The following is a 12841-nucleotide window of genomic DNA, read 5'->3' as shown; positions in this document are numbered from 1 at the left end:
CGGCTCAGGCGACCAGGTCCGCGACCGCGCGGACCAGCGCGTGGTCGGGTCCCAGTGCGTCGGCGCCGCGGACGGAGGCCACGGCCTGGCGGAGCAGGTGCACCAGCACCCGCACCTCCTCGCACGCGTCGTGCGCGCCCTGGCGGTGGTCGACGCCCTCGGACCGCAGGATCCGCAGGTAGAGGTCCTGGGTGCCCGCGGAGGGATCGACGCCGAGCTCGGTGGAGAGGTGTCCCTTGAGCGCGAGGTAGGCGCGCAGGGCCTCGGTGGTCCGGCCGGTGCGCCACAGCGCACCCATGAGGAGGCACCAGGCGTCCTCGCTGAGCGCATCCGCGGCGATTGCCCGGTGGGCGAGCCTGATGGCGTCCTCGTCCTCACCCAGCGTGGTCGCGTGGGTCGCCGCCAGGGTCGCCGCCTCGACCAGCTCGCGGCGGAACGTCTCCCGCTCCGTGACCGCCCATGCGGCGTACGCGTCCCCGACGAGCAGCTCCGCCCGCACGAGCGTGAGGGCCTCCTCGAGGCGCGCCAGCGCCGCTCGCGGGTCGGCACCCACGGTCGAGTGCCGGAGGAGCCGGCGGAACTCGAGGAGGTCGACGCTCACCTCCGCGGGATCGAGGAGGTAGCCGCGCATGACCGTCCGCAGCGTTGCCCCCCGCCCGCGGCCCAGCCCGAGGGTGCGCCGCAGGACGCAGACGTAGCTCTCCAGCGTGCCCAGGTAGGACGGCGGCGGGTGACCGTCCCAGAGCAGCTCGGCCAGGTGGTCCTTCGGCACGGGGACCCCGGCCGACAGGGCCAGGATCTCCATGATCTGCCTGGGCTTGTCCCCGCCCAGGTCCGTGGTCGAGACGATCCCGTCCCCCGTCGTCACCGTCGTCACTCCGAAGAGCTCGATCCTCCACATGGTTCCCCCACTCGTCGATGTCCGGCACCCCCGAGTGGCAGCTCCAGTCTGCGAGTCGGTCGTGTGGGCAGGTCAGCCGCACGTGGGGTGGGTGACCCCCCGAAAATCGGGTGGTCGCCGGGTGTGGTCACCGCCGACCTGACCACGGCCGGGAGCCGCACTCCCCCGTGGGGGACGTGCGGCTCCCGGGACGTACGACGCGTGTCAGCGCCGCCTGAAGGTGAACGCCAGCCGACTCCCTCCCATCGCGCTCACCGCGCTGACGGTGGACTGGGTCCCCGGTGCCACGCCCCCGGCGCCGCGGAAGCTCCAGGCACCCACCGCGTCGACGTTGGTGAAGCCGAGGACGCGTCCGGTCAGCGCGGACCCGAGGACGACGGCCACGCGCTGGCCGGCCAGGATGGTGCTGGTGCCGCTGACCCGCCACTCGGACCCGGCGCGGTACTCCGCCGCACCGATGGCGAGTGTCTCGGGAGCGGGTGCCACCGTCACCTCGTCCGTGACCTGCTGGCCACCCTGGCCGGTCACCGTCAACCGCAGGACCACCGGGGTCGCGCTGGTGGCGTACGACGGGTTCGTCCCGGTGGTGCTGGTCGGCAGCGCCATGAGCGGCATCACGAAGGTCGGCCTCGCAGAGCCGGCCCCGGTCAGGGTCACCGACGGGCCGCTGACCTGCGTCCACGCGTAGGTGTCCACCAGTGCGCTGCGTGAGCCGTCCAGCGCGACCGTGGCCCCGCGTCGTACTGCCTGGTCAGCGCCCGCGTCGGCCGTCGGGGTCGGGGCGGGTTGCGTCGGGTCGGGCGCCACGACGGTGACCGTCACGACCACCGGCTCGCTGGTCCCGGCCGGGCCTGAGACCACCAGCTCGAAGGCGAGCGGTCCCTCGACTCCCGCAAGGGCGTTGAAGGTCGCCACCGACGTGTCCGCCCCGGCCAGGGTGACCCGGTTGGCGTCGGTGACGGGCACCTCGACCGTCGAGGGCTGGGTCCCGGTCGTGCCGTCGGGGAGGGTGACCTCGACGTCCTCGGTCACGGTCGCCGGCACCTGTCGCCACGTCCAGGTGGAGATGGTGCCGGTGGACCCGGTGCCGGTGAGGGTCACCCGCTGGCCGGGGGCCGCGTCCATCGGGTTGGCGAACGCCGCCGCGACCGGCTGGTCGGCCTGCATCCCGGCACCGCGGGCCACGACCGGGGCCGTCGCGGACCCGCCCTTGTCCGAGGTGACGGTCACGGTGGCCGTCGGCGCGACCGTGCTGATCCGGACCTGGCCGTCGACGAGAGGCTCCCCGAGCACCGAGAGCCGTCCCGGGCTGCTGTCCTGGTCGCTCGAGGAGGCCGAGACGGTGAGCACGTCGCTGTCGGCGTCGTACTCCGCCGCGTGGATCGTGACCACGTCGACGAGCGGCGCCTGCTTCTGGGCCACCGGGGTGTCACTGGTGTTGGCCACGGTCACCGACCGCCCGTCGGGGGCCGACGTGGTCGCGAAGCGGCCGTAGTAGACGCCACGGTCGCCCTCGAGCCCGGTCTCGATGAAGCCCAGCCCCGCGTCCCGGACGTGGAGTGACTGGCCCGCGTCGGACGTCGCGTAGACGTCGACGAAGCCGGTGCCGTCGGCGCCGACGGTGTACGTCGCCCGCTGGACGTCGACCCCGGCGTTGGTGGCGAGCCGCCCCTGGATGCTGAACGCGGTGGTGCGCGCCAGCTCCGTCCACACGTCGCCGTCCCGCCGCTCCACCGCGACGTAGTTGGTCCCGTAGGGGCTGCCGACCACCTCGTGCTCGACCCCCGGGTCACCGACGTAGCCGGCAGGGGCCGCCGGCGCCACGGCCGGGTCCCAGCGCAGGAACGGGCCGATCCGACTGGCCAGCGCCTGCCCGAACGCGCCGGGGGTGGTGCCGATGTCCTGGGTGTAGTTGATGCCGTCCCCCGCGACGACGAACTGGTCGACGCCGTACGGGTGGGTCACGCGGTACTCACCGTCCGCGATGGACTTGTCGCGGATCCGGATCCGGCCGAAGACCATCTGGTCGCCCTCGACGACCTCCTCGGCGGCCCACGCCCCCTCGAGGTCCATGCCGACCGTCATGTCGACGCCGGGGCCGGCCACGGCCGCGCCGGCCAGCTGGTAGAAGAACTCGCCCGGGAAGTTGTCCGGGTAGGAGACGGGGGCGTCCGGGTCGGGCACCTCGTCGGGGAGCGTCGCGCAGAGGGGGTCGTCCAGGGTGGTGCACGCCTCGAGGCGCACTCCGTTGCTGTCCCGGTACCAGGCCGGGAAGCCGTGCTCGGCGGTCGGGCCCACCTCGACGAGGCGTCCCGTGCGTACCTTGAGGGTGCCGTCGCTCGCCGTCGGGGCGACGGGCACGGCGAGGGCCCCGGTGGCGGCGCCCGTCACGAGGAGGGCGGTCAGGAAGGCGACGAGCCCGCGTGGGCTCCGCAGCATCCCGCCCCGGCCCCGCGACCTGTGAAGTCTCGGTGTTGTTGCCATGGTGCTCAGCTCCTGTCCAGGCGCGCTGCCTGCTCGTGGTCGGCCGATCGTGGGCGCGGCACCTTGCGCATTCCTTGCGGGGCGCCCCGCGCCGCACGGTCCGCGCACGGCTGGAGGTTTCTGCAAGGTGGACCGGGCAGGCTCACGGCATGACGGTGCGGGGACCCGGGGTCGGTACGACGCGCGCGCACGCGCCCGGACCGTGCACGGACGCGGCCCGCCGCCCCGGGGCGGGTGCCGTCGTGGCCGCGGGACTGGTCGCCGTGGCCTCGTGCCTCACGGCGCTGGCGGTCACCGGCGGGCTCCCGCAGGCCGTCCCCGAGGGGCTCCCCGACGCAGGGTCGCTCACCGGGTGGGGACTCCGGATCGTGTCCCTGCTCGCCACGGGGGCGGCGGTGGGCACGGTCGGCTCGCTCGTCGTGGCCGCCGTCCTCCTTCCCGCCCGAACGGACGGGACGCTCGGCGGGACCGCCCGGCGCGCCGTGTCCGCCGCCGGGTGGTGGGCCGCCGGGTGGGCGGTGCTGGCCGCCGGCGAGCTGGTCCTGACGGCGTCGGACGTCGCCGGGGTGCCGGTGACGCGCATCGGCGGCGGGGCGGTCGCGGAGGTGGCCACCACCCGGCCCGGCACCGCGCTGTGCCTGACGGCGGCGCTGGCCACCGTGGTCGGTGTCTCGTCCGGAGCGACCCGGACGGCCACCGGTGCCCGCGTGCTGCTGGTCGTGTCGGTGGCCGCGCTGCTGCCCGGCGCCGTGGCCGGGCACGCCTCCTCGGCGCCGGGACACGACGTCGTGGTGTCGGCCCTCGTGGTCCACGTGGTGGCCGTCAGCCTCTGGACCGGGGGCCTGCTGGGACTGGTCCTGCACGTCCGCGGCGAGGCGGCCCTCCTGCCCGGCGCGGTGGCGCGCTTCAGTCCCCTGGCCCTGGGTGCCTACCTCGCCCTCGCCGGCTCGGGACTGATCGCGGTCGTCGAACGCCTGGGGGCGTCGGGCGCCGCGTGGACCAGTGGCTACGGCGCGCTGGTGGCGGCCAAGGCGACGGCGCTCCTGGTGCTGGGCCTGCTGGGACACCTCCATCGGCGTACGACGATCGCGAGCCTGGCCCGCGAGGGGGACGGCCGACCGTTCCTGCGGCTGGCCGGCGTCGAGCTGTTGCTGATGGGGGTGGCGATCGGTCTCGCCTCCGCCCTGTCGAGGACCGCCGTCCCCGTCCCCGTGGAGGTGCGACCTGAGCACGGCACAGGACACCCGACGCTGCCTGCGGTCGTGGAGCCGTTGTCGGTCGCCGAGCTCGCCACGGCCTGGCGGCCCGACGCGATCGTGCTGGTCGTGCTCGCCGCGGCCGCGTCCGCCTATGCCGGCGGGGTCCGGGACCTGCGCCGACGAGGGCGCCCGTGGCCCCGGGCGAGGGCGGTGGCCTTCGCCGCCGGGATCGGCGTCGCCCTGGTCGTCCTGTGCTCCGGCGTGGCGACCTACGCGCCGGCGGTGCTGAGCGTGCAGGTCGCCCAGCTCCTGGCGGCGCTGCTCCTGGTCCCCCTCCTGCTGCTGCTCGGCGACCCGGCAGGCCTCGCCCTCGAGGTGGGGACCGCCCGCGGGACCGAGGCACCGGCACGACTGCTCCGCTCGGGGGTGGCCCGTGCCGCCGCCAGCGCGGTCCCCGGCGCCGTCGCCGTGTGCGTGCTGTTGCTGGCGGTCTACCGCACCCCCCTCATCGAGATGTCCCAGCGGTCGTCCTGGATGCACCTCGCCGTCCTCACCCTGGCGATGGCGGCCGGTGTGCTCCTCCTCTGGCCCGTCCTGGGGGCCGGGGTCACCCCGCGCCCCGGCGGTGCCGCCGAGTGGCAGTGGTCCATGGTCGGCGTCGCCGGCTGCCTGGCGATCCTCGCCGCCCAGCTGCGGTACGGCGACCGCCTGCTGGCGGCGGAGTGGTTCCTCGAGCTGCGGTGGAGCTGGATCGACCCCGTGGCCGACCAGCGACTGGCGGGCGCGTTGGTGGCGGCGGCCACTGTCGCGGTGCTCCTGCTGGTGGTCCTGCTCGGCGCCCGGGGGCGCACCAGCCGGGGCACCGACCGGGGCACCGCGTAGGCGTCACCCGCCCGGTGGCCACAGCGTCAGCAGCGTGCGGCCCATCAGGTCCGAGGCGTGCACCGAGCCGTAGTCGCGCGAGTCCACGGAGTTGCCACGGTTGTCGCCCATCACGAAGACGCTGTCCTCGGGCACCATGAAGGTCCGGCTGTAGTAGCCGTCGACCAGCTCGGGGTCGACGTACGGCTCGTCGACGGGCTCGGCGTCGACGAAGAGGACCCCGTCCAGCACCACGACGGCCTGGCCGCCGAGGGCGATCACCCGCTTGATCGCGCGGGTGCCGTCCTCCGGGGACCGGAAGACGACCAGGTCGCCGCGCGTCAGGTCGTCCACGTCGGGGGGACGCCGGGACACCAGCACGACGTCACCCTCGGCGTACGTCGGGTCCATGCTCGCGGAGTCGACCCGCACCGGGACGACCAGCGTGGCCCGCGTCAGCAGGACCGCGCCCAGCACGAGGGCGAGGACCACGACGTAGGTGAGGAGCCGCGACCGACCGGACATGGCATCACTGCGGCGGAGCCGCGTAGACCGGGTGGTTGGGGTGGGTGGGCGACAGGTCGACGGTCCCGTCGGCGGCAGCGACGAGGAACTGGTTCATCATGTCGTGGTCCTCGTGGGCGAGGTTGTGGCAGTGGATCATGTAGCGGCCACCTTCGGTGGCCGTGAGGCCGGCCTGACCGGTGGAGCGGCCGTCGGGATAGGCCACTGGCGCCATGGCGTAGTGCACCAGGACCTCGACGATCTCGCCCTCGCCGACGTACACGACGTCCTTGGGGCCCTTCTCCCACGCCTCGACCCGGCCTGAGCCGCCCTTGCGGGAGATGATCTGGAAGTCGACGAGGTGGATGTGCAGGGGGTGGTACCACCCGCCCGACTTGTTCTCGATGCGCCAGATCTCGAAGTCGCCGGGCGACGGCGGGTCACCCTCGTCGGCGAAGACGTTCCAGTCGCCGCGCTGGACGTCCTCCCAGGTCATCCCGTTGATCATGAACTCGTTGGTGACGTCGTCGTGCTCGAGGTCGATGTCGCGGGTGCGTCGCGAGTCACTGCGCGTGGCCGACATGACGGGGTGCAGCTCGCTGGGGGGCGGGACGGGCACGGCGTTCCACCGGGTCTCCGTCGCCTCGGACTTCACCCGGAACTGCATCACCTTGCCGGTGTGCAGGAAGTCCCGGTTGTTCCTCGCGCTGGAGTTGGTCAGCTCGACCTTGTCGCCGATCCGGCACCCGGCGAAGTCGACCATGATCTCGTACCGCTCGGCCCCGGCCTGGCGCCAGCTCGTGACCGCCTGGGGCTTCATCAGGCCCCCGTCGGTGCCGACGACGTAGATGGGCATCGTCGCGCCCGTACGGGTGTTGACGAACCGCAGGCTCATCGATCGCGACAGCGTCGCCAGGAGGATCCGGAAGCGGTAGAAGCGGCGCTCGACCTCGTGGAAGGGCCACGGCACCCCGTTGACCGTGATGACGTCGCCCCACAGGCCGGAGTGGTCACGGTCCATGTAGGCGAGCGAGCCGTTCTTGGCGAACATCGCGTCGCTGACGGTGAGCGGGACGTCGTACCGCCCCTGGGGCAGGTTCTCCTTCTCCCAGGCGTTCTGGAGGTGGTACTGCGCCACCAGCCCGCTGTAGACGTTCTGGGCCGTCTGGTGCATCCCGTGGTCGTGGTACCAGAGGGTGCGCGGGCCCTGGTGGTTCGGGTACCAGTAGTCCTTGTAGTGGCCGGGCCGCGTCACGTCGTCGGCGTACCCGTCGTACTGCGGGAGCGTCGCCGAGCCGTGGAGGTGCACGGACGTGGCGACCTCGTAGCCGAACGTCGGGTGGATCGACGGCAGGTCGTTGTGGACGCGCATCCGCACGCGGGTGTTCTGGTCGACCTTGATGAGCGGCCCCGGCACGGACGGACCGGCGCCGACGCCGGCGTAGCCGAAGATCGGCGTCAGCGGTGCGCCCGCGTCCAGGACCTGGGCGGACGCCGCCTTCTCGGAGATCTCGTACAGGAGGTACTCGCCGTACTCGTCCTCCATCGGCGTGCCGACCAACGGCACCGGCACGGGCAGGCGCCGCGTGTAGCGGGCGGGCTTGACCGAGGTGCTGATCCAGTCGGCCGTGCTCGCCGACTGCCCCAGTGGCAGGGCCAGACCGGCCACGGTCACGCCCGCGCCCACGCCGGCCAGCTTGAGCAGGTCCCGTCGTCCCAGGTTCGTCATCGGTCGCTCCCTCGTTGCTGCCCCGTCTCCCTGACGGGTCCGGACATGCGCAGCCTGACCGGGCCACCTTGGGCATTCCTTGCGGTGGGTCAGCTCGCCCTGGCGAGCTCCGCGGCCACCCGCGCCAGGGCGGGATCACTGCCGGGCTCGTGCACGCCGGGGACCGCCGCGACCGCCTGGCGCAGCAACCGCAGCAGGACCCGCACCTCGTCGCGCGGATCCGTGGCGGGCGGTTGCAGGAGCAGGTCGCGCGGGTCGTGCGACGACAAGAGGTCGAGGAACACTGCGGCCGTCTCTGCCGAGGGTTCGGCGCCCAGCTCCGACGCCAGCTGCTCGCGCAGCTCGGCGTAGGCGCGCAGTGCCTCGGCACGCCTCCCGGTCGCCCACAGCGCCTGCATCAGGAGCCGCCACGCCTCCTCGGCGAGGGCGTCCGCGGCCACCGCGGTGCGCGCCGCCACGATCGCTCGGCCGGGCTCGCCGGCCTGGAGGGCGTACGACGCGGCCCGGCAGCAGGCCACCACCAGCTCGGTGCGGAAGAGCTCGCGCTCGCGGGTGGCCCAGACCGTGTAGGGATCGCTCGCCAGCAGGTCACCCGACACGCGGGCGAGCGCGGCGGTGAGGTGGGACAGGGCCGTGCTGCCACAGGACGAGCCCAGCCCGAGTCGTGCCGACTCCCGGAACTCCCAGAGGTCCACCTCCGCCTCCGCGGGGTCCAGGACGTAGCCGTGCAGGACCGTCGCGACGGCCGACCTCCTGCCGCGACCGTGCCCGAGCCGACGGCGCAGGAGGCAGATGTAGCTCTCGAGGGTCCCGACGTACGCAGTGGGCGGATCCCCGTCCCAGAGCAGCTCGGCCAGGTGCTCCTTGGACACCGGCGTGCCCAGCGAGAGCGCGAGGATCTCGAGGATCTGGCGAGGCTTGCTGCCACCGAGCTGGTCCCCACCGACGGATCCGACGGACGTGCGCACGTTCGTCGGTCCGAACATCTGGATCTCAAGCATCGCGGCCCCCGGCTCGTCGTGGTGCAGACTCCCGAGACGCACTACGAGGCTACGGTCCGTGCCACCTCCCGCGACAGCCGAGAATTGGGGAAGATGCGACCACGACGGCCGCGGTCAGTCCTCGTACGACGGCGCCCCGTAGACGGGGTGGTTGACGTGCGTGCCGGACAGGTCGGGATCACCGCTTGCGGGACCCACCAGGAACTGGGCCATCATGTCGTGGTCCTCGTGGGGCGCGTTGTGGCAGTGGATCATGTAGCGCCCGCCCTGGTCCCCGTTGGCGCCCGCCTTGCCGGTGCTGCGCCCGTCGGGGTACGTCGCCGGCGGCATCCCGTAGAGGACCAGCAGCTCGATCTCCTCCCCCTCACCGACGTAGACGACGTCCTTGGCCCCCTTCTCCCAGGCCTCGACCCGGCCGGTCCCGCCCCTGCGGCTGAGGATGCGGAAGTCCACCAGGTGGAAGTGCAGGGGGTGGAACCAGCCGCCCGACTTGTTCTCGATCCGCCAGATCTCGAGGTCGCCGGGCCGCGGGGGTGATCCACGGTCGTCCGCGAAGATGTTCCAGTGCCCGGCCTGCACGTCCCTCCACGCCTTCCCGTTGATGAGGAACTCGTTGGTGAGGTCGTCGTGCTCGAGGTCGATGTCGCGGGTGCGTCGCGACGCCGACGCGGAGGCGGTCATCACGGGGTTGATCTCGCTGGCCGGTGGCGTCGGCACGACGGTCCAGCGGGTGTCCGTCGGCTCGGTCTTCACCCGGAACTGCATGACCTTGCCCGTGTGCAGGAAGTCCCTGTTCTTGTTGGGGCTGGCGTTGCGGAGCTCGACCTTGTCACCGACGCGGCACTTCCCGAAGTCGACCATGACCTCGTAGCGCTCGGCGCTCGAGTGCCGCCAGCTGGCGACCAGCTGCGGAGGGATGACGCCCCCGTCGGTCGCGACGACGTACGTCGGGAGCACCGCACCGGTGCGCGTGTTGACGAAGCTCAACCGCATCGACCTGGACAGGGTCGCCATGAGGATCCGGAACCGGTAGAAGCGGCGCTCGACGTCGTGGAACGGCCACGGCACCCCGTTCACCGTAATCACGTCGCCCCACAGGCCGGAGTGCTCCCGGTCCATGTAGGCCAGTTTTCCGTCCTTGGCGAACATCGCGTCGCCGATCGACATCGGGACGTCGTACTTCCCCTGCGGCAGGTTCTCCTTCTCCCACGCGTTCTGGATGTGGTATTGGGCGTGCAGCCCGCTGTAGATGTTCTGGGCAGTGTGGTGGACGCTGTGGTCGTGGTACCAGATCGTCCTGGCGCCCTGGTGGTTCGGGTACCAGTAGTCCTTGGAGCGCCCCGGCAGGGTGAGGTCGTCCGCGAAGCCGTCGTACTGCGGCAGGGAGGCCGACCCGTGGAGGTGCACCGAGGTCGCGACGCCGTCATAGCCGAACGTCGGGTGCGTGGTCGGGAGCGCGTTGCGGACGCGCATGCGGACGCGGGTGTTCTGGTCGACCTTGATCATCGGGCCCGGCACGGTGGGAGCGGCGGCACCGATCGCGTAGCCGAGGACCGGGGTCTTGGGCGCCCCGGGGTCGAGGACCTGCAACGACCCGGCGCGCTGGGTGAGCTCGTACTGGAGGAAGTCGCCGTGCTCGTCGGTCATGGGCACCGGGTTGAGCAGCTGCGGCAGGGGCATGGGCCGCACGAACCTCCCCGGCTTGAGCGACGTGCTGATCCAGTCAGCGGTGCTGGCCGACTGCCCCAGTGGCACCGCGAGTCCTACCGCGGTGACGCACGCACCCAGTCCAGCGAGCTTGACGAAGTCGCGTCGATCCACGTCGGTCATGAGCCCTCCCCGGCAATCAGAGACCGTCCCGAAAGATTCTGGGCACCGCACCTTGGGGAATGCTGGGGAACGATCCCAACGGCTCAGAGGTGCGACTGCACCCCGGCGAGGAGCTGGCGGGCCATCACGATCCGCTGGACCTGGTTGGTGCCCTCGTAGATCTGGGTGATCTTGGCGTCACGCATCATCCGCTCGACCGGGTAGTCACGGGTGAAGCCGTAGCCGCCGAGGACCTGGACCGCGTTGACCGTGACCTCCATCGCCACGTCGGAGGCGAAGCACTTGGCCGCCGCCCCGAAGAACGTCAGGTCCTTGTCGCCCCGCTCCGAGCGACCCGCGGCGGCGTACGTCATCTGACGGGCCGCCTCGACCTTCATCCCCATGTCGGCGAGCATGAACTGCAGCCCCTGGAACTCCGCGATCGACTTCCCGAACTGCTGGCGTTCCTTCGCGTAGTCCAGCGCGTAGTCCAGCGCACCCTGGGCCACGCCGACCGCCTGAGCGGCGATGGTGACGCGGGTGTGGTCGAGGGTCGCCATCGCGGTCGCAAAACCGGTGCCCTCCGCGCCGATCATCCGGTCCGCGGGGATCCGGACCTTGTCGAGGTAGACCTCACGCGTCGGGGAGCCCTTGATGCCGAGCTTCTTCTCCGGCGCCCCGAAGGAGACGCCCGGATCCGACTTCTCCACCACGAACGCCGACACCCCGCCACGGGTCTTCTTCTCGACGTCGGTGACCGCCATGACGGTGTAGAACTTTGACTCCCCCGCGTTGGTGATCCAGCGCTTGACCCCGTCGAGGACCCACTCGTCGCCGTCGCGCACCGCGCGGGTCTTCATCCCACCCGCGTCCGAGCCGGCGTCGGGCTCGGAGAGGCAGTAGGAGAAACCGCCCTCGCCGGCCGCCAGCTTGGTGAGGTACTTCTGCTTCAGCTCCTCCGAGCCCGCGATCTGCACCGGCAGCGAGCCGAGCTTGTTGACCGCCGGGATGAGCGAGGACGAGACGCACGCCCGGGCGACCTCCTCGATGACCAGCACCGTGGCCAGCGCGTCCGCGCCCGCACCGCCGTACTCCTCCGGCACGTGCGGGGCGTGGAAGTCGGCGGCCAGCAGCGCGTCGGCCGCCTCCTGCGGGTAGCGCGCCTCCTCGTCCACCGCCGCGGCGTACGGCGCCACCTTGGCGTCGCACAGGTCACGGACGGCGGCGCGGATGGCCTGGTGCTCCTCGGAGAGGGCGTAGAAGTCGCTCATGGGACGAATTCTACTTGCCGGTAACCGGCTCGGGCGACGCCGGTCGGCGTACATGACGGACGCCCGGCCGGTGCCGAGGCACCGACCGGGCGTCCGATCAGGAGAACAGGGTCACTTGACCTTGATGACGACCTTCTTGTCGCGCGAGCTCTCGGTGTAGTCATCACCGGAGTAGAGCACCTTCACGACGGTCTTGCCCTTGGGCAGCTTCTTCTTGAGGGTGATGGTGACCTTGCCCTTGGCGTTGAGCGAGCCCTTGCCAACGACCTTCTTGCCCTTCTTGACCTTCACCTTGCCGCTGGGGACCTCGTTGTCGGCGTCCACGACGACCTTGAGCTTGGTCTTCTTGCCGAGCGGCGTGGGCTGCTTGGCCGGCTTGGCCTTGGTCGTCGACTCGTTGGCAGCGACCGCTACCGTGCCGACGGAGGTGGGTGCAGCCGTGTTGGTGCACACGAACTCGGCATTGCTGCCGTTGCCCAGGGTCGCGATCAGCGCGTAGCTGACCGGGGCGCTCACGACGTACGTGCCGGCTGCCGGGGTCGCGAAGGCGGCGTTCTTGCCATTGATGTCTGCGGTGGACGTGCCGTTCCCGTTGTCCACGAAGGCTGCAGGAGCAACCGCGAGTGATCCGGCGCCGACTGCGCCCTCACCGAGCGTCAGCTTGAAGTCGGTCATGTCGACCTTCGTCACACCGAACTGGGTGAACAGAGCCTTGGCCTGGTTGGGGATTGTGACCTTGTTCTTCACGTCGAGCAGGTCAGCCGGGACGTCGAAGCCCGCAGGCGCCGTGGGCGGAAGGGTTACGTCGGTCACTACGTTGACCGGGATCGTGCCAGCAACAGCGTTGACGCAGAGGTAGTTGTTGGTCGCCATGCCAGCGTTGGCGGCCGGCGCCGAGACGGCGACGAGGGCGCCGGCGCTCAGTGCGGTGGCGGCGACTGCGGCGCCGAGGCGCCGGGTTGAGGTGTGCAACATGTGGGGTATCCCTCCGTGGATGTGTGTGCGGTCACACCCAACCACAGTGACACCCGTTCGCGGCGTGTCAACACCCCACGATCTACCGATGGGTAACCCCGTGGTTT

General features: G+C 71.7%; 9 protein-coding genes. 1 reads left to right on the top strand and 8 read right to left on the bottom strand.

The window, feature by feature from the left end:
* Positions 1 to 4: 4 nt before the first annotated feature.
* On the bottom strand, positions 5 to 901 hold the full coding sequence (locus DAE25_RS04645) for an AfsR/SARP family transcriptional regulator (RefSeq protein WP_107765077.1): 897 nt from the start codon (positions 899 to 901) through the stop codon (positions 5 to 7).
* Positions 902 to 1105: 204 nt separating this feature from the next.
* Positions 1106 to 3340, bottom strand: a complete 2235-nt coding sequence (locus tag DAE25_RS04640; protein ID WP_107765076.1) for a PKD domain-containing protein — start codon at positions 3338 to 3340, stop codon at positions 1106 to 1108.
* 194 nt (positions 3341 to 3534) lie between these two features.
* Between DAE25_RS04640 and DAE25_RS04635 the strand changes: the two genes are divergently transcribed.
* Positions 3535 to 5466, top strand: a complete 1932-nt coding sequence (locus DAE25_RS04635; protein ID WP_107765075.1) for a cytochrome c oxidase assembly protein — start codon at positions 3535 to 3537, stop codon at positions 5464 to 5466.
* Between the two features lie 3 nt (positions 5467 to 5469).
* On the opposite strand, the gene lepB is transcribed toward DAE25_RS04635, so the two are convergent.
* The 6 genes from lepB to DAE25_RS04605 all read right to left on the bottom strand — a co-directional run bounded on the left by lepB (position 5470) and on the right by DAE25_RS04605 (position 12734).
* Positions 5470 to 5970: a signal peptidase I gene (gene lepB, locus DAE25_RS04630; RefSeq protein WP_107765074.1), complete on the bottom strand. Its 501-nt coding sequence runs from the start codon at positions 5968 to 5970 to the stop codon at positions 5470 to 5472.
* 4 nt (positions 5971 to 5974) lie between these two features.
* A complete protein-coding gene (locus tag DAE25_RS04625; protein ID WP_107765073.1) occupies positions 5975 to 7678 on the bottom strand; it encodes a multicopper oxidase family protein in 1704 nt (567 codons plus the stop codon).
* Between the two features lie 89 nt (positions 7679 to 7767).
* Positions 7768 to 8679: an AfsR/SARP family transcriptional regulator gene (locus DAE25_RS04620; protein ID WP_159083569.1), complete on the bottom strand. Its 912-nt coding sequence runs from the start codon at positions 8677 to 8679 to the stop codon at positions 7768 to 7770.
* A gap of 114 nt (positions 8680 to 8793) precedes the next feature.
* On the bottom strand, positions 8794 to 10509 hold the full coding sequence (locus DAE25_RS04615) for a multicopper oxidase domain-containing protein (RefSeq protein WP_107765071.1): 1716 nt from the start codon (positions 10507 to 10509) through the stop codon (positions 8794 to 8796).
* A gap of 83 nt (positions 10510 to 10592) precedes the next feature.
* On the bottom strand, positions 10593 to 11759 hold the full coding sequence (locus tag DAE25_RS04610) for an acyl-CoA dehydrogenase family protein (protein ID WP_199907437.1): 1167 nt from the start codon (positions 11757 to 11759) through the stop codon (positions 10593 to 10595).
* Between the two features lie 111 nt (positions 11760 to 11870).
* Complete coding sequence (locus DAE25_RS04605) at positions 11871 to 12734, bottom strand: Ig-like domain repeat protein (protein WP_107765070.1); 864 nt, start codon at positions 12732 to 12734, stop codon at positions 11871 to 11873.
* Between the last annotated feature and the right edge of the window lie 107 nt (positions 12735 to 12841).

The sequence above is a fragment of the Nocardioides terrigena genome (assembly GCF_003047265.1).
In the GTDB taxonomy this organism is placed as follows: domain Bacteria; phylum Actinomycetota; class Actinomycetes; order Propionibacteriales; family Nocardioidaceae; genus Nocardioides; species Nocardioides terrigena.
This window is presented reverse-complemented; position numbering and strand designations above follow the sequence as displayed.

Excerpts from the sequence above, each read along its gene's own strand:
- DAE25_RS04625 (WP_107765073.1), bottom strand. The coding sequence starts at position 7,678 with ATGACGAACCTGGGACGACGGGACCTGCTCAAGCTGGCCGGCGTGGGC.
- DAE25_RS04615 (WP_107765071.1), bottom strand. The coding sequence starts at position 10,509 with ATGACCGACGTGGATCGACGCGACTTCGTCAAGCTCGCTGGACTGGGT.
- DAE25_RS04640 (WP_107765076.1), bottom strand. The coding sequence starts at position 3,340 with ATGCTGCGGAGCCCACGCGGGCTCGTCGCCTTCCTGACCGCCCTCCTC.
- DAE25_RS04620 (WP_159083569.1), bottom strand. The coding sequence starts at position 8,679 with ATGCTTGAGATCCAGATGTTCGGACCGACGAACGTGCGCACGTCCGTC.
- DAE25_RS04605 (WP_107765070.1), bottom strand. The coding sequence starts at position 12,734 with ATGTTGCACACCTCAACCCGGCGCCTCGGCGCCGCAGTCGCCGCCACC.
- DAE25_RS04610 (WP_199907437.1), bottom strand. The coding sequence starts at position 11,759 with ATGAGCGACTTCTACGCCCTCTCCGAGGAGCACCAGGCCATCCGCGCC.
- lepB (WP_107765074.1), bottom strand. The coding sequence starts at position 5,970 with ATGTCCGGTCGGTCGCGGCTCCTCACCTACGTCGTGGTCCTCGCCCTC.
- DAE25_RS04635 (WP_107765075.1), top strand. The coding sequence starts at position 3,535 with ATGACGGTGCGGGGACCCGGGGTCGGTACGACGCGCGCGCACGCGCCC.
- DAE25_RS04645 (WP_107765077.1), bottom strand. The coding sequence starts at position 901 with ATGTGGAGGATCGAGCTCTTCGGAGTGACGACGGTGACGACGGGGGAC.